The sequence below is a fragment of the Klebsiella sp. M5al genome (genome assembly GCF_002090195.1).
GTDB classification, from domain to species: domain Bacteria; phylum Pseudomonadota; class Gammaproteobacteria; order Enterobacterales; family Enterobacteriaceae; genus Klebsiella; species Klebsiella grimontii.
The window spans coordinates 4,710,878-4,726,107 of the sequence record NZ_CP020657.1; the positions used below are offsets into that span (position 1 = coordinate 4,710,878).

Consider the following 15,230-nt stretch of genomic DNA (forward strand, 5'->3'; position numbering starts at 1 on the left):
CGAAAAATCCGTTTCAATAATTAGACTATTAATTAATATTAATAATTTAATTAAAGCCAGATCCCCTGGTCGACAAAAATACTAACAAATCATTTTTTAGGTAAAAAGAGATACATTTACAGAGGAATTAAAAAAAGATTTAACCTCGCGAACAATGCCACCATAGGAAATTAACTCGCAGAGCGCTGAGATATATCCTAAAAACAAATTGCGTCAGGTAATTAATAAATGATAGTGGGCAGATATTCATAGTAAAATAATTGTAACATAGATCACATTTTATTAACAAATAGCTTTTCCTGATATAAGGATAGTCAAAAGCAGCCCGAGCAATGGACATTACGCAGCGGCTAAGAGGAGGGGGAAGACGATTCATGGGCCCGCCGCGCCTTCTTGTTTTCCTGACCTGAAGACTCCGTTATCATGCGGCCTATGAGTCAATGAAAAGAAATGCACAATGTCACGGGAACCGATGAGCAATAGCGCGACGTCATGAAAACAATAAACTCCGCTAACGCGTTAAAACGTAAGAAAATGGACATCAAAAACAGATGAGTACATTAGAGAATCTCGACGCCCACACCCCCATGATGCAGCAGTATCTCAAGCTGAAAGCCCAGCATCCAGAGATTCTGCTGTTTTACCGGATGGGTGATTTCTACGAACTATTCTACGACGATGCGAAACGCGCGTCGCAGCTGCTGGATATCTCGCTGACGAAGCGCGGCGCTTCCGCGGGCGAACCGATTCCGATGGCCGGGATCCCGCACCACGCGGTGGAGAACTATCTGGCCAAACTGGTTAATCAGGGCGAGTCGGTGGCCATTTGCGAACAGATTGGCGATCCGGCTACCACCAAAGGGCCGGTGGAACGCAAAGTCGTCCGTATTGTGACGCCCGGCACTATCAGCGATGAAGCGCTGCTGCAGGAACGCCAGGACAATCTGCTGGCCGCCATCTGGCAGGACGGCAAAGGTTTTGGCTACGCCACCCTTGATATCAGCTCCGGACGTTTTCGCCTGAGCGAGCCCGCCGACCGCGAAACGATGGCCGCCGAGCTCCAGCGCACCAACCCCGCCGAGCTGCTGTATGCGGAGGATTTTGCCGAGTCGTCGCTTATTGAGGGGCGCCGCGGCCTGCGCCGTCGTCCGCTGTGGGAATTTGAAATCGACACCGCGCGCCAGCAGCTCAATCTTCAGTTCGGCACGCGCGATTTGGTTGGTTTCGGCGTTGAAAACGCCCCGCGCGGCCTGTGCGCCGCCGGCTGCTTGCTGCAGTACGTCAAAGACACCCAGCGCACGTCATTGCCGCATATCCGCTCCATCACGATGGAGCGTCAGCAGGACAGCATCATTATGGATGCGGCCACGCGTCGCAATCTGGAGATAACCCAGAACCTGGCCGGCGGCTTTGAAAATACGCTGGCCTCGGTGCTCGACTGCACCGTCACCCCGATGGGCAGCCGTATGCTGAAGCGCTGGCTGCATATGCCGGCGCGCGACACCGCCGTGCTGGTAGAGCGCCAGCAGACCATCGGCGCGCTGCAGGAACATTACACCGAGCTGCAGCCGGTGCTGCGTCAGGTCGGCGACCTCGAACGTATTCTGGCGCGCCTGGCGCTGCGCACCGCCCGCCCTCGCGATTTAGCGCGTATGCGTCACGCTTTCCAGCAGCTGCCGGCGCTGCGCGCCATGCTGGCCGACGTCGACTGCGCGCCGGTGCAGCGGCTCCGGGAAAAGATGGGGGAATTTAGCGAACTGCGCGAACTGCTGGAGCGGGCGATTATCGATGCGCCGCCGGTATTGGTTCGCGACGGCGGGGTTATCGCCCCCGGCTATCACGCGGAACTCGATGAGTGGCGCGGCCTGGCCGATGGCGCTACCGATTACCTCGACAGACTGGAAGTTCGCGAGCGCGAGCGTCTGGGGCTGGATACGCTGAAGGTGGGCTACAACGCCGTCCACGGCTACTACATCCAGATTAGCCGTGGTCAGAGCCAGCACGCGCCGATCCACTACGTCCGTCGCCAGACCCTCAAAAACGCCGAGCGCTATATTATTCCTGAGCTGAAGGAGTATGAAGACAAAGTCCTGACCTCCAAAGGGAAAGCGCTGGCGCTGGAAAAGCAGCTGTACGATGAGCTTTTCGATATGCTGCTGCCGCATCTTGGCGACCTGCAGCAGAGCGCCAGCGCGCTGGCGGAGCTCGATGTGCTGGTGAACCTCGCCGAGCGCGCGGAGACCCTCAACTACTGCTGCCCGACCTTTAGCGATAAGCCGGGTATTCGGATTAGCGAAGGCCGCCATCCGGTGGTTGAGCAGGTGCTGAAAGAGCCGTTTATCGCCAACCCGCTGCATCTCGCCCCGCAGCGGAGAATGCTGATTATCACCGGTCCGAATATGGGCGGTAAAAGTACCTATATGCGCCAAACCGCGCTGATCGCCCTGCTGGCGTATATCGGCAGCTACGTTCCGGCGGAAAAAGTCGACATCGGCCCTATCGATCGTATTTTCACCCGCGTCGGCGCGGCGGATGACCTGGCCAGCGGCCGCTCAACCTTTATGGTAGAGATGACCGAAACCGCTAATATTCTGCATAACGCCACCGAGCATAGCCTGGTGCTGATGGATGAAATTGGCCGCGGCACTTCGACCTACGATGGCCTGTCGCTGGCGTGGGCCTGCGCGGAAAATCTGGCGAATAAGATCAAAGCCCTGACCCTGTTTGCCACCCACTACTTCGAGCTGACCCAACTGCCGGAGAAAATGGAAGGCGTGGCCAACGTCCATCTTGATGCCCTGGAGCACGGCGATACCATCGCCTTTATGCACAGCGTGCAGGATGGCGCGGCCAGTAAGAGCTACGGCCTGGCGGTTGCCGCGCTGGCCGGGGTGCCGAAAGAGGTGATCAAGCGCGCGCGGCAGAAGCTGCGCGAGCTGGAAAGCATCGCGCCGAGCGCTGCCGCCACGCAGGTGGACGGTACCCAGATGTCGTTGCTTTCCGCGCCGGAAGAGACCTCGCCCGCGGTTGAAGCGCTGGAGAATCTCGATCCGGATTCGCTGACTCCGCGCCAGGCGCTGGAGTGGATCTATCGCCTGAAGAGCCTGGTGTAGTTCTCGTTTAACGTGAAAAACGGCAGCGCCCTGCGGTGCTGCCGTTTTAACAAATGCAAAATGGGTGCGAGAGAATGCATCCTGACAACCAATACGCGGGGTCGCCCCCGCGCTGATGCTATTTCTTCGATTCGTAAGCGAGAACAGCTTTAAACTCCATACTACGCTCTTTAATACTTAGCTCGCACAGCGAGCTGCACACCAAAAGCGTCAATCCCAGTACCGTAAAACACAGTACGATGATTGCCACAAGGGCATATTTTGTTAGCATGTCTTGCCTCCCTGCAAAGAAGAGACTAACATCTGAATTGTTCAGGTTCATTCGTCAGCCTCAGTTGATAGAAATATCTCCTGGGGCTTTCGTCTATCTGAATCCTTGTCAATGCTCAAAGCCAGATAGCCTCAAGCACCCGCCGCTATTCTATATTTTCCCGGCCGCGAAGCTTATCGGTAATTTATCAAACCCGTTGATTTTATTATAAACTGGAAGATGGCTCGCAAACGTATCTGCTCTATTAACCTTTTTTCATATTTAAAAATTTAATGGCTACAGATTTCTCATTGATTCATTAAATATAAAAAAGGCCCGACTGCGCGGGCCCGTTTATTTTATCGTTTATCCTCCGCCAGCAGCGGCGGAATATGCGGCACCATCGGCGCGTCATCAATATCCTTCTGGGTCATGCGGAACGCTTCAGGATAATGTTCGCGGCTGGTGCGGCGTAGCGGTTCCGTATCACGCCAGGTGTAGAAACAATGCTGGCACTGGAATACCGTCCAGACATCTTTTACCGGCGATGTTGCCAGCACTTCAATATGTTCATCGGCGCAGCGTGGACAAATCATCTTTTTCTCCTTATTTACGGTTAGCCAGCATGGCGGTCAATTTTTCAGCCCAGGCTTTCGTTTCAGGGAGATCCTGTACCGGCTGGCTGTAGTGGCCGCGAAGGTCCGGCGCAACCGGGGTGGTGGCGTCGATAATCAGTTTGTCGGTGATCCCCGCCGGGCTGGAGCCTGGATCGAGCTCCAGTACCGACATATTCGGCAGCTGCACCAGGTCCCCGGCCGGGTTAACCTTCGACGACAGCGCCCACATCACCTGCGGCAGGTTGAACGGGTCGACGTCCTCATCAACCATGATCACCATCTTCACGTAGCCCAGACCATGCGGCGTAGTCATCGCCCGCAGGCCTACCGCACGGGCAAAGCCGCCGTAGCGTTTTTTGGTGGAGATAATCGCCAACAGACCGTGGGTGTACATCGCGTTGACGGCCTGTACCTCGGGGAACTCGGCCTTCAGCTGCTGATACAGCGGCACGCAGGTGGCCGGGCCCATCAGATAGTCGATCTCGGTCCACGGCATGCCGAGATAGAGAGACTCGAAGATCGGTTTGCTGCGGTAAGAGACTTTATCGATTCGTACCACCGTCATATTACGGCCGCCGGAGTAGTGGCCGGTAAATTCGCCGAACGGGCCTTCGATTTCGCGCTTGCGGCTTTCAATCACCCCTTCGAGGATCACCTCTGAGCCCCACGGCACGTCAAAGCCGGTCAGCGGCGCGGTGGCGATAGGATACGGACTTTCGCGCAGCGCGCCGGCCATCTCATATTCCGACTGATCGTATTTCAGCGGCGTAGCGCCCATCAGGGTAATAATCGGATCGTTTCCCAGGGTAATGGCGATCGGCAGATCTTCACCGCGCTCTTCCGCTTTGTGCAGATGCAGAGCGATATCATGCATCGGTACCGGCTGCAGGCCGAGCTTACGTTTACCCTTCACCTCCATACGGTAAATGCCGACGTTTTGCTTGCCAAAATTGTCCGGGTCGAGAGGATCGCGAGAGACCACGCAGGCTTTGTCGAGATAAAAGCCGCCGTCGCCGTCGTTGAGACGGAACAGGGGCAGAATATCGAACAGATTAATCGCCTCGCCGTCGACGGTATTTTCCGCCCACGCCGGGTTTGCCCGCCGCTCCGGCGTCACCGGGAATTTATCCCAGCGACGAATAAATTCGTCGATCTGATTTTTCACCGGCGTATTCGGCGGCAGACCCAGCGAGATAGCGTGGTTCTGCCAGGAGCCGATGGTGTTCATTGCCACGCGCGCATCGGTAAAACCGCGAATATTGTCAAACCACAGCGCGGGAGCGCCATCGCCGATGCGCCCGGTGGCGTTTGCCGCCGCGGCCAGATCCGGCTCCGCGTTCACTTCTTCGCTAATTTTCAGCAGTTGCCCCTGGTCGTCCAGCGCCTGCAAAAAGCTGCGCAAATCATCAAAAGCCATTATTCATTCTCCTGTGAAATACTCTCTACCGCCCGTAACCCGCTCCAGCGGCGCGCTTTGTGATACTCCAGACCGAACTGATCCAGCACCCGCGTGACAACGTGGTCAGTGACGTCCTCAATGGTTTTGGGATGGTTGTAATAGGCGGGCATGGGCGGCACCATCGCCACGCCCATGCGCGACAGAGCCAGCATGTTTTCCAGATGGATAGTGCTCAACGGCATTTCGCGCGGTACCAGCACCAGCTTACGCCCCTCTTTCAGCACCACGTCCGCGGCCCGCCCCACCAGCCCCTCGGCATAACCGGCACGGATACCGGCCAGCGTTTTCATACTGCAGGGGATAACGATCATGCCGTCGGTACGAAATGAACCTGATGAGATGATGGCGGCCTGATCCGCCGGGCTATGCGAGAAATCGGCCAGCGCCGCCACTTCACGGGCGCTGTACGGCGTTTCCAGTTCAATGGTGGTTTTGGCCCACTTTGACATCACCAGATGCGTTTCCACTTCCGGCATCTCACGAAGCGCTTTCAGTAGCGCAACCCCCAGCGGAGCGCCCGTCGCTCCGGTCATCCCGACTATTAGCTTCATCATCGCCTCGCAAATCGTTCGTGTACGAACATTTTTATTAAAGCTACGCTTGATACGCTTTTCTTGCAAGTTCGTTCGTACACGGCCGCATTTTTCATCAAAACAGGAAAAATGCTCAAACGCCCTCCGAACGGCTATCATAGAACCGACGGTTTTTTTATGGAGTGGTCATGGAGTTAAAAAACGAGGCGTTCCACCTGCTGCGCCAGCTTTTTCAGCAGCACACCGCCCGCTGGCAGCTTGAGCTGCCGGACCTCACCAAACCGCAGTATGCGGTGATGCGTTCCATTGCCGAGCATCCCGGCATTGAACAGGTGACGTTAACGGAAGCGGCGGTCAGCACCAAAGCGACGCTGGCGGAGATGCTGAGCCGAATGGAGAGCCGCGGTCTGGTTCGTCGCGAACACGACCCGGCGGACAAACGCCGTCGGTTTGTCTATTTAACCGCAGAAGGCGAAGCGCTACTGGCAAGCTCAATGCCGCTGGGTCACGCCGTCGACGAAGAGTTTTTAGGTCGGCTGAGCGATGAGGAGCGCCAGCAGTTTTCGCAAATCATCCACAAGCTGATGGCGCAAGAACAGCAGCGTTAACCCACGCGTTCGCGTAAAAAAACAATAAACGCCCGCACTCTGGCAGGGATATGCTGCGCGTCCGGGTAAACCGCATATACCCCCTGGGGCGGAAAGCTAAACTCCGGCATCACCTTCACCAGTGCGCCGTCCGCCAGCGCAGCGGCCACCAGCCACTCGGGTAGCAGCGCGATGCCGCTGCCCGCCAGCGCAAAAGCCATCAGCGCGCTGGCGCTATCCGCCGACAGCCGCGGCGCCGGTTTAATCTCGAAGGCAATGCTCTCGTCATGGGGCCCGCTAAGCTGCCAGCGGAGCGGCGCGGTCAGACGTTCATGAATAATCCACGCCGATTGCGCCAGATCTTCAAGCGTCTTCACAGGATGCTGTGCCAGCCATGACGGGGCTGCAACCGGGACGATGGCAAAGCGTGATATCAGCGCCGCGCGGTAGCGCGAATCCGCCAGCGTGCCGAGACGAATCGCCACGTCAAACCGCTCGGAGATTAAATCCGCGTGGTGAGAAGAGGAAACATGGCGTACGCGGAGCGCAGGATGCCGCAGGCTGAACTCCGCCAATGCCGGAATAATCACCTGCGCGCCATATTCAGGCGTCGTCGTGATCCGCAGCTCGCCGCTCAACCCCACGTGGCTGCCCCGGACGTCGTCCTGCAGGTTTTCCGCCGCTTTCAGCAGCGCGACCCCGCGATGATAGAACAGCGAACCGGCTTCGGTAAGCGTCAGGCGACGGGTCGATCGCAATAGCAGCGTGACCCCCAGTTCGTTCTCCAGCTGGCGGACGTTGAAACTCACCACCGCCTTGGTCTGCCCCAGAGCCGCCGCCGCTGCGGTAAAACTCCCGCTATCGACTACCGCCACAAACATGTTCATCCGCTGCAGGTTCAGCATCGCGCCGCCCATTGTCAAAAAATTTCCGACAGTATATCTGCGAATGTCGTGTTTATTCGCCCTGATATTGAGGTTTACAGTAGCGGCCTTCACGGGGGATTTCATCAATGACGTATCGCAGCAAGGTCGCAACCGTTTTTCTGCTGGGTTTCTTTCTCGACTTAATCAATATGTTTATCGCCAGCGTCGCCTTTCCGGCGATGGGCCGGACGCTACACGCGTCGGTGGGCGAGCTGGCGTGGGTCAGCAATGGCTATATTGCCGGGCTCACCCTGGTGCTGCCGTTTAGCGCCTGGCTCAGCCAGCAGTTTGGGGCCCGGCGGGTATTCCTGCTTTCGCTTAGCTTGTTTAGCCTCGGGGCGCTGGCTGCCGGGATGGCCGACTCGTTGATAAGCCTCGTCATGTGGCGCGCCCTGCAGGGGATGGGCGGCGGGCTGCTGATCCCACCAGGACAGGCGTTAACCTGGCAACAGTTCAAGCCTCACGAACGGGCGAAACTTTCCGCCGCGGTGATGCTGGTTGGGCTGCTGGCGCCGGCGTGCTCTCCGGCGCTCGGCGGAGCGCTGGTGCAATCGCTGAGCTGGCGCTGGGTTTTCTTTGCCAGCCTGCCGATAGCGCTGCTGACTTTCGGGCTGGCCGCGCTGTGGCTCAGGGATGAGAAGAGCGTCGCGCGGTCGGGCGGCTTTTTACATCTCTCGTTACTGCGCGACCCGCTGCTGCGCTTTTCTATGCTGGTCTATCTCTGCGTGCCGGGGACCTTTATTGGCATCAATGTCGTCGGGATGTTTTATTTGCAAAGCGTGACGGGGATGGCGCCCTCCGCCATCGGCTCCCTGATGCTTCCGTGGTCGCTGGCCTCGTTTGTGGCGATCGCGACGACCGGCCGCTATTTCAATCGTCTCGGCCCCCGCCCCCTGATTGCGCTGGGCTGCCTTCTTCAGGCTGCCGGAATACTCATCCTGGCTGGCGTCAATGCGCATACCGCCAGCAGCGCGCTGATCGCGGCGTTTATCCTGATGGGCGCAGGCGGCAGCCTGTGCAGCAGTACGGCCCAGAGCAGCGCGTTTCTTAACGTGGCGAACCCCGATATGCCGGACGCCAGCGCGCTGTGGAACCTCAATCGCCAGCTCAGTTTCCTGATAGGATCTGCGCTACTGGCAGCTTTACTGAGCGCTTTTTTACTTTACTGGCCCACCCCGCTGGCGTGGCGCGGCGTATTTATCGCCGCCGCCGTTTTGACCCTGGTGCCGCTGCTGGGCTGCCTTAAATTCGATAACCGGGCGTTAATCATGCGCCTGCACGGTAAAATGGAGAACAAATGAATCGCTATATTGCGGAAGTTATTGCGGCCCACGTGGCTATAGAACACTGGCTGAATCAGGGGGAAGGGAGCGCCGAAGCGCTGCTGCATCGCTTTAGCCCGGAATTTAGCATGATCCCGATAAACGGTATGCGCATGGACCATCAGTCGGTCAGCGCTTTTTTTCACGGAGCTCGCGCCAGCCGCCCGGGCTTGAAGATTGTCATCGACAATACCGCCATACTTGCCGAATGGCACGATGGCGCAGCGGTGCTCTATCGGGAAACCCACGCTTTACCCGGCAAAGCGGACACCGCACGCTGGTCAACGGTTCTTTTCCGTCTGCAGGAAGAGAAAATCATCTGGCGGCACCTCCACGAGACGGCGCTCGCATAAGCGGCGGAGACACAAAAAAGAAAAAGGCCCAATCAAACGATTGAGCCTTTTTTAAGAAAGGTATCTTACTCGCGGAACAACGCTTCGATATTCAGCCCCTGGCTTTGCAGAATCTCCCGCAGGCGGCGGAGGCCTTCTACCTGGATCTGGCGCACGCGTTCGCGGGTCAGGCCAATTTCGCGGCCCACATCCTCAAGCGTCGCGGCTTCATAGCCCAGCAGGCCAAAGCGACGAGCCAGCACTTCACGCTGCTTGGCGTTCAGTTCGAACTGCCATTTGACGATGCTTTGTTTCATATCATCGTCCTGCGTGGTGTCTTCCGGGCCGTTGTCTTTTTCATCGGCCAGAATATCCAGCAGCGCTTTTTCCGAGTCGCCGCCCAGTGGGGTATCCACCGAGGTAATGCGCTCGTTCAGACGCAGCATCCGGCTCACGTCATCAACTGGCTTATCCAGCTGTTCGGCTATCTCTTCCGCGCTTGGCTCGTGGTCCAGCTTATGGGACAACTCGCGTGCGGTACGCAGATAGACGTTCAGCTCTTTGACGATATGAATTGGTAAACGGATCGTACGGGTTTGGTTCATGATCGCCCGTTCAATCGTTTGACGAATCCACCAGGTCGCGTAAGTCGAAAAACGGAACCCACGTTCCGGGTCAAACTTCTCAACTGCGCGAATCAGCCCCAGGTTACCTTCTTCAATCAGATCCAGCAGAGCCAGACCGCGATTGCCGTAACGGCGGGCTATCTTGACGACCAGACGCAGGTTGCTTTCGATCATCCGGCGGCGTGACGCAACGTCACCACGCAGCGCGCGACGCGCAAAATAAACCTCTTCTTCGGCCGTCAGCAGCGGGGAATAACCAATCTCTCCAAGATAAAGCTGCGTCGCATCGAGCACCCGTTGGGTTGCTCCCTGCGAAAGAAGCTCTTCCTCAGCCAGATCGCTATCACTGGGTTCCTCTTCAACTAAGGCTTTCTCATCAAAAACCTCGACTCCGTTCTCATCAAATTCCGCGTCTTCATTTAAATCATGAACTTTCAGCGTATTCTGACTCATAAAGATGGCTCCTACCCGTGATCCCTAAGCAAAGCACCTTCGCTAAACATCACTCAAAAGACGCCAGGACGATAACCTTTTCTGCCCCGGTGAAGAAGGCATCGCGGCCGCCCTGGCGCCTTTGTTAGCGATACTGAGCTTATCCGTACTTTGCCAAATTATCGCTGCGGTAAATACTGCAGCGGGTTGACGGATTTCCCCTTGTAACGAATTTCAAAATGCAAACGTGTAGAGCTAGTACCTGTGCTACCCATGGTAGCGATTTTCTGCCCCGCCTTGATATCTTGTTGCTCTTTTACGAGCATCGTATCGTTATGTGCGTAGGCGCTCAGGTAATCATCGTTGTGTTTGATGATAATAAGATTACCGTAACCGCGCAGTGCGTTACCGGCATAGACGACGCGCCCATCTGCGGTCGCGACAATAGCCTGTCCTTTACTGCCTGCGATATCAATACCTTTATTGCCGCCTTCGGCACCACTAAAGTTCTCGATAACCTTGCCATCAGTCGGCCAGCGCCATGAAGAGATCGGCGAACTGGTTGACGTACTGCTTGCAGTCGATTGGGTTGTGCTGACAGCTGGGGCCGTAACTGGCGCGACGGCAGTTGTCGTCGCAGGCTTGTTATTCGGCAACATCTTATTAGCACTCTGTTCACCTGAAGATTCAGAATACGTAATAGTTGGTTGGGACGCAACCACCGCGGTGGATTTTTGTGCAGAATTTGCGGTTAACATCCCGCCATTACTGGCCTTCACGCTGGCCTGGGCGACAGGGTTATCACCGGTGATTGGCTGGCCGGACGCGTTGCCAACCTGCAGCGTCTGACCGACGTTCAGACCGTACGGCGCCGGGATATTATTACGCTGCGCCAGGTCGCGGAAGTCGTTCCCGGTGACCCACGCAATATAGAATAGCGTGTCGCCGCGTTTAACAGTATAGGTACTGCCGCCGGTATAGCTACCTTTCGGAATATCCCCATATTTACGGTTGTAGACAATTTTGCCGTTTACCGTTTGCACCGGCTCCTGGGCCATCGGCTGAATCTGAGCGGGCTGCGTCTGCACCGGTTGCGTTTGTACCGGGCGCGCCTGCGGAACGTTATTTGACGGAGGCGTGATCAGCATTCCGGAATTCGTACTGGAAGACGAAGCCCCGCCAGCCGAGCTGACCGGCGCAGGCGGATTGTTGGAGCTGCTGCAGCCTGCCAGCCAGAGTGACACCAGTGACAAAGCCGCAATGCGGCTTAAGGTAAATTTTGGGCTTCCCGCGCTCATTTATCCCCCAGGAATATGTTAACTACCAATATCTTGCTCACCGGACGGCGCCCGGCCAGGACACGAAAAATGCGTCCACCCTATGCCTAAATGCAGGCAAAAAAACCTGGAATAATCCGGGTTCAGGCCAACTCCCCTTTCACGAGGGGTACAAAGCGCACGGCTTCGACAGTATCAATGACAAACTCGTTGCCGCGCCGACGGATTCGCTTCAGGAACTGGTGCTCTTCGCCTACCGGCAGCACCAGTACGCCGCCATCGTCCAGCTGCGCCAGCAGCGCGGCCGGAATTTCCGGCGGCGCGGCGGTAACGATGATCGCGTCGAACGGCGCGCGTGCCTGCCAACCCTGCCATCCATCGCCGTGACGGGTTGAAACATTATGTAAATCAAGTTGTTTAAGGCGACGGCGCGCGTGCCACTGCAAACTCTTAATGCGCTCAACCGAGCACACGTGATGCACCAGATGCGCCAGGATCGCCGTCTGATAGCCAGATCCGGTGCCAATTTCCAGCACCCTTGACTCCGGCGTTAGCGTCAGAAGCTCGGTCATCCGCGCCACCATGTAGGGTTGCGAGATGGTTTGCCCCTGGCCAATCGGCAGCGCCGTGTTTTCCCACGCCTTATGTTCAAAGGCTTCATCAACAAACTTTTCTCGCGGCACCAGCGCGATCGCGTTCAGCACGCGCTCGTCAACAATGCCCTGCGTGCGGAGCTGATTGAGAAGACTTTCAACACGTTTATTTACCATTGCGTATCAACCCCAACGCGATCCAGCCAGCCGCTCACCACCTCATGTGCGCCGTGGGCGGTTAAATCGACATGTAGCGGAGTGACCGACACATAGCCTTCATCCACGGCGGCAAAATCGGTATCCGGCCCGGCGTCGTACTTCTCGCCCGGAGGTCCAATCCAGTACAGCGTATTGCCGCGCGGATCTTTTTGCGGGATCACCTGATCGGAAGGATGCCGGCTGCCGCAGCGGGTCACGCGGATACCTTTAATCTGCTCAAGGGGCAGATCCGGCACGTTGATATTCAGAATGCGTCCGGTACGCAGCGGCTCGCGGCTTAAAGCCCGCAGAATCGAGCAGGTAACCGCGGCGGCGGTATCATAATGCTGATAGCCGTTTAGCGAGACGGCCAGCGCCGGAAAGCCGAGATGACGGCCCTCCATCGCGGCGGCAACGGTGCCGGAATAGATGACGTCGTCACCGAGGTTGGGGCCGGCGTTAATGCCGGAGACCACAATATCCGGACGCGGCCGCATCAGGGCGTTCACGCCGAGGTAAACACAGTCCGTCGGGGTGCCCATCTGTACGGCGATATCGCCGTTATCAAAAGTGAAAGTACGTAGCGAAGATTCCAGCGTCAGGGAATTCGACGCTCCGCTGCGGTTACGATCGGGTGCAACTATCTGAACCTCAGCGAATTCTCGTAAGGCCTTTGCCAGGGTCTGAATGCCCGGCGCATGAATCCCGTCATCGTTACTCAGCAATATTCGCATAGTCACCCGTTGTATTGATAAGCTCCCTTACTACGCTGGTGGCGAAGCTGCCTGCGGGCAGCCAGAAACGCAGTTCAACGGTAACGTCATCCCACCAGTTCCAGCTCATCTGCTGGGGATAAAGCAGCATCGCCCGGCGGGCGGCCTCTACTTTTTCACGCACCAGCAGCGCCTGTAGCTGCGTCTCTTCGACCACTGCCGCCTGTTCAGCGGCCAGCGCGCCCCGTTGGCTTCCCCAGTCGCCGCTGCCCACAAGCGCAGCGGTAATCATCAGCTCGCGGTTATCTACCCGCGCCTGGAGTGCCGTCAGTTCTTCAGAGTCCGCAACGAACCAGCTTCCGCGCCCCGCTAATTGTAGCGCATCGCCATCAACAACCTGATTAAATTCCGGTTTTTTTAATCTAATACCAACCTGTTGATTAAACAATGCGCTGCGGGCCGCCGACAACCAAAAACTGCGTTTATTGCGATCGCGCACCGGCGCGCCGCTCTCGGCCCAGCGCAGCGCCCCCTGCAGGTTACTGCCGCCGATACCGAAGCGCTGGGCGCCGAAATAGTTGGGCACGCCATGCTCGACGATCGCCTGTAAACGCTTTTCGACATCGTCGCGGGCGCTGACTTCGCGCAGTACCAGAGTAAACTGGTTCCCCTTCAGCGCCCCGAGGCGCAGCTTGCGCTTATGGCGCGCGTACTCCAGAACCTGGCAACCCTCGAGCTGAAATTTGCTCAGGTCGGGCATCTCTTTGCCCGGCACTCTGGCGCACAGCCACTGTTCAGTCACCGCGTGTTTGTCCTTCTGCCCGGCAAAGCTCACTTCACGCGCATGAATTTTAAGGAATTTTGCCAGCGAGTCAGCAACAAAACGGGTATTGCAGCCGTTTTTCAGAATTCTCACCAGCACATGCTCGCCTTCGCCATCGGGGGAAAAGCCGAGATCTTCCACCACCAAAAAGTCCTCCGGACTGGCTTTTAGCAGCCCCTGGCCCAGCGGTTTTCCATGCAGATAGGTGAGTTCGTCAAAAGCGATCATTTCTCCGCCTTACGCAGCAGCGCCACCGCTTCACAGGCGATGCCTTCGCCGCGGCCGGTAAAGCCCAGTTTTTCCGTGGTGGTGGCTTTGACGTTCACATCATCCATATGGCAACCGAGATCTTCGGCGATAAAGACGCGCATCTGGGGAATATGCGGCAGCATTTTCGGCGCCTGGGCGATGATGGTGACGTCTACGTTGCCAAGGGTATAGCCTTTCGCCTGAATCCGCCGCCACGCTTCGCGCAGCAGTTCGCGGCTGTCGGCGCCCTTAAAGGCCGGATCGGTATCCGGAAACAGCTTGCCGATGTCGCCCAGCGCCGCCGCGCCGAGCAGCGCATCGGTCAGCGCATGCAGCGCGACGTCGCCGTCGGAGTGCGCCAGCAGCCCTTTCTCGTAGGGCACGCGCACGCCGCCGATAATGATTGGGCCTTCACCGCCAAAAGCGTGTACGTCAAAACCGTGTCCAATTCGCATTAAGCCTTCTCCTGGTGTCGGGAACGGGTAAGGTAAAATTCGGCCAGCGCCAGGTCTTCCGGGCGCGTCACTTTTATATTATCAGCTCGTCCGGCGACCAGTTCAGGATGGAAGCCGCAGTACTCCAGCGCCGAGGCTTCGTCGGTGATAGTCGCGCCTTCATTAAGCGCCCGCGTCAGGCAATCAACAAGCAGTTCGCGAGGGAAAAATTGCGGCGTCAGCGCGTGCCATAAATCATTACGCTCAACGGTATGGGCGATGGCCGCCCTGCCCGGCTCCGCGCGCTTCATCGTGTCGCGAACCGGAGCGGCCAGAATGCCGCCCGTACGGCTGGTTTCGCATAATTGAAGCAGGCGGCTGAGGTCATCCTGGTGCAGGCAGGGGCGCGCGGCATCGTGCACCAGCACCCAATCAGCCTCGCCAAGCACCTTCAGGCCAGCGAGAACGGAATCCGCGCGTTCTGTCCCGCCATCAACGACGGTAATTTGAGGATGGTTCGCCAACGGCAGTTGGCTAAAGCGCACGTCGCCCGGGCTGACGGCGATGACCACCCGCCGTATACGCGGGTTTGCCAGCAGCGCGGCGACCGCGTGCTCGAGAATCGTTTTGTTACCGATTGAGAGATATTGTTTAGGGCATTCCGTTTGCATGCGGCGGCCAAAACCGGCTGCCGGCACCACGGCGCAAACGCCCGGAAAAGTGGCTGCCATGTTGTAATCCTGGGC

At 57.4% G+C, this 15,230-nt stretch carries 16 protein-coding genes; 4 read left to right on the forward strand and 12 right to left on the reverse strand.

What is annotated here, in order from left to right; translation table 11 throughout:
* The first annotated feature begins 551 nt into the window (after window positions 1-551).
* Window positions 552-3,113: a DNA mismatch repair protein MutS gene (gene mutS, locus BWI76_RS22600; RefSeq protein ID WP_064343142.1), complete on the forward strand. Its 2,562-nt coding sequence runs from the start codon at window positions 552-554 to the stop codon at window positions 3,111-3,113.
* A gap of 118 nt (window positions 3,114-3,231) precedes the next feature.
* Here the strand turns inward: mutS and BWI76_RS22605 are convergent, their stop codons facing one another.
* From BWI76_RS22605 to BWI76_RS22620, 4 genes are all read right to left on the reverse strand, one after another.
* Complete coding sequence (locus BWI76_RS22605) at window positions 3,232-3,384, reverse strand: Hok/Gef family protein (RefSeq protein ID WP_004137356.1); 153 nt, start codon at window positions 3,382-3,384, stop codon at window positions 3,232-3,234.
* Between the two features lie 338 nt (window positions 3,385-3,722).
* On the reverse strand, window positions 3,723-3,959 hold the full coding sequence (locus BWI76_RS22610) for a non-oxidative hydroxyarylic acid decarboxylases subunit D (RefSeq protein ID WP_004124248.1): 237 nt from the start codon (window positions 3,957-3,959) through the stop codon (window positions 3,723-3,725).
* A gap of 10 nt (window positions 3,960-3,969) precedes the next feature.
* A complete protein-coding gene (locus BWI76_RS22615; RefSeq protein ID WP_004853598.1) occupies window positions 3,970-5,397 on the reverse strand; it encodes a non-oxidative hydroxyarylic acid decarboxylases subunit C in 1,428 nt (475 codons plus the stop codon).
* Window positions 5,397-5,990: a non-oxidative hydroxyarylic acid decarboxylases subunit B gene (locus tag BWI76_RS22620; protein ID WP_004137351.1), complete on the reverse strand. Its 594-nt coding sequence runs from the start codon at window positions 5,988-5,990 to the stop codon at window positions 5,397-5,399. Before BWI76_RS22620 ends, BWI76_RS22615 begins: the two co-directional genes overlap by 1 nt.
* Window positions 5,991-6,160: 170 nt before the next feature.
* Between BWI76_RS22620 and BWI76_RS22625 the strand changes: the two genes are divergently transcribed.
* Window positions 6,161-6,580 (forward strand): MarR family winged helix-turn-helix transcriptional regulator, encoded by a 420-nt coding sequence (locus tag BWI76_RS22625; protein WP_004137348.1) that lies wholly within the window; start codon window positions 6,161-6,163, stop codon window positions 6,578-6,580.
* Here BWI76_RS22625 and BWI76_RS22630 read toward each other — a convergent pair.
* Window positions 6,577-7,464, reverse strand: a complete 888-nt coding sequence (locus BWI76_RS22630; RefSeq protein WP_064371659.1) for a LysR family transcriptional regulator — start codon at window positions 7,462-7,464, stop codon at window positions 6,577-6,579. The two genes, BWI76_RS22625 and BWI76_RS22630, sit on opposite strands and share 4 nt — an antisense overlap.
* A 107-nt stretch (window positions 7,465-7,571) precedes the next feature.
* On the opposite strand from BWI76_RS22630, the gene BWI76_RS22635 reads away from it, so the two are divergent.
* Both BWI76_RS22635 and BWI76_RS22640 read left to right on the forward strand, forming a co-directional pair.
* Complete coding sequence (locus BWI76_RS22635; RefSeq protein ID WP_004137345.1) at window positions 7,572-8,786, forward strand: MFS transporter; 1,215 nt, start codon at window positions 7,572-7,574, stop codon at window positions 8,784-8,786.
* Complete coding sequence (locus BWI76_RS22640) at window positions 8,783-9,160, forward strand: hypothetical protein (RefSeq protein ID WP_004137343.1); 378 nt, start codon at window positions 8,783-8,785, stop codon at window positions 9,158-9,160. The genes BWI76_RS22635 and BWI76_RS22640 overlap by 4 nt, the downstream gene beginning before the upstream one ends.
* A gap of 65 nt (window positions 9,161-9,225) precedes the next feature.
* Here the strand turns inward: BWI76_RS22640 and rpoS are convergent, their stop codons facing one another.
* From rpoS to ispD, 7 genes are all read right to left on the reverse strand, one after another.
* Window positions 9,226-10,218, reverse strand: coding sequence for an RNA polymerase sigma factor RpoS (gene rpoS, locus BWI76_RS22645; RefSeq protein WP_004137341.1), 993 nt, complete (start codon window positions 10,216-10,218; stop codon window positions 9,226-9,228).
* 158 nt (window positions 10,219-10,376) lie between these two features.
* Entirely contained in the window at window positions 10,377-11,495 is a 1,119-nt protein-coding gene (nlpD, locus tag BWI76_RS22650; protein ID WP_004137339.1) for a murein hydrolase activator NlpD, read from the reverse strand.
* 122 nt (window positions 11,496-11,617) lie between these two features.
* Window positions 11,618-12,244 (reverse strand): protein-L-isoaspartate(D-aspartate) O-methyltransferase, encoded by a 627-nt coding sequence (locus BWI76_RS22655; RefSeq protein WP_024358491.1) that lies wholly within the window; start codon window positions 12,242-12,244, stop codon window positions 11,618-11,620.
* Entirely contained in the window at window positions 12,238-12,999 is a 762-nt protein-coding gene (gene surE / locus BWI76_RS22660) for a 5'/3'-nucleotidase SurE (RefSeq protein WP_004124266.1), read from the reverse strand. Before surE ends, BWI76_RS22655 begins: the two co-directional genes overlap by 7 nt.
* A complete protein-coding gene (gene truD / locus BWI76_RS22665; protein ID WP_004137335.1) occupies window positions 12,980-14,029 on the reverse strand; it encodes a tRNA pseudouridine(13) synthase TruD in 1,050 nt (349 codons plus the stop codon). The genes surE and truD overlap by 20 nt, the downstream gene beginning before the upstream one ends.
* A complete protein-coding gene (gene ispF / locus BWI76_RS22670; protein ID WP_004124268.1) occupies window positions 14,026-14,505 on the reverse strand; it encodes a 2-C-methyl-D-erythritol 2,4-cyclodiphosphate synthase in 480 nt (159 codons plus the stop codon). Before ispF ends, truD begins: the two co-directional genes overlap by 4 nt.
* Complete coding sequence (ispD, locus tag BWI76_RS22675) at window positions 14,505-15,215, reverse strand: 2-C-methyl-D-erythritol 4-phosphate cytidylyltransferase (RefSeq protein ID WP_004137332.1); 711 nt, start codon at window positions 15,213-15,215, stop codon at window positions 14,505-14,507. The genes ispF and ispD overlap by 1 nt, the downstream gene beginning before the upstream one ends.
* Window positions 15,216-15,230: the final 15 nt, after the last annotated feature.

Coding starts and splice junctions, on each gene's coding strand:
- mutS (WP_064343142.1), top strand. CDS start 552: ATGAGTACATTAGAGAATCTCGACGCCCACACCCCCATGATGCAGCAG.
- BWI76_RS22605 (WP_004137356.1), bottom strand. CDS start 3,384: ATGCTAACAAAATATGCCCTTGTGGCAATCATCGTACTGTGTTTTACG.
- BWI76_RS22610 (WP_004124248.1), bottom strand. CDS start 3,959: ATGATTTGTCCACGCTGCGCCGATGAACATATTGAAGTGCTGGCAACA.
- BWI76_RS22615 (WP_004853598.1), bottom strand. CDS start 5,397: ATGGCTTTTGATGATTTGCGCAGCTTTTTGCAGGCGCTGGACGACCAG.
- BWI76_RS22620 (WP_004137351.1), bottom strand. CDS start 5,990: ATGAAGCTAATAGTCGGGATGACCGGAGCGACGGGCGCTCCGCTGGGG.
- BWI76_RS22625 (WP_004137348.1), top strand. CDS start 6,161: ATGGAGTTAAAAAACGAGGCGTTCCACCTGCTGCGCCAGCTTTTTCAG.
- BWI76_RS22630 (WP_064371659.1), bottom strand. CDS start 7,464: ATGCTGAACCTGCAGCGGATGAACATGTTTGTGGCGGTAGTCGATAGC.
- BWI76_RS22635 (WP_004137345.1), top strand. CDS start 7,572: ATGACGTATCGCAGCAAGGTCGCAACCGTTTTTCTGCTGGGTTTCTTT.
- BWI76_RS22640 (WP_004137343.1), top strand. CDS start 8,783: ATGAATCGCTATATTGCGGAAGTTATTGCGGCCCACGTGGCTATAGAA.
- rpoS (WP_004137341.1), bottom strand. CDS start 10,218: ATGAGTCAGAATACGCTGAAAGTTCATGATTTAAATGAAGACGCGGAA.
- nlpD (WP_004137339.1), bottom strand. CDS start 11,495: ATGAGCGCGGGAAGCCCAAAATTTACCTTAAGCCGCATTGCGGCTTTG.
- BWI76_RS22655 (WP_024358491.1), bottom strand. CDS start 12,244: ATGGTAAATAAACGTGTTGAAAGTCTTCTCAATCAGCTCCGCACGCAG.
- surE (WP_004124266.1), bottom strand. CDS start 12,999: ATGCGAATATTGCTGAGTAACGATGACGGGATTCATGCGCCGGGCATT.
- truD (WP_004137335.1), bottom strand. CDS start 14,029: ATGATCGCTTTTGACGAACTCACCTATCTGCATGGAAAACCGCTGGGC.
- ispF (WP_004124268.1), bottom strand. CDS start 14,505: ATGCGAATTGGACACGGTTTTGACGTACACGCTTTTGGCGGTGAAGGC.
- ispD (WP_004137332.1), bottom strand. CDS start 15,215: ATGGCAGCCACTTTTCCGGGCGTTTGCGCCGTGGTGCCGGCAGCCGGT.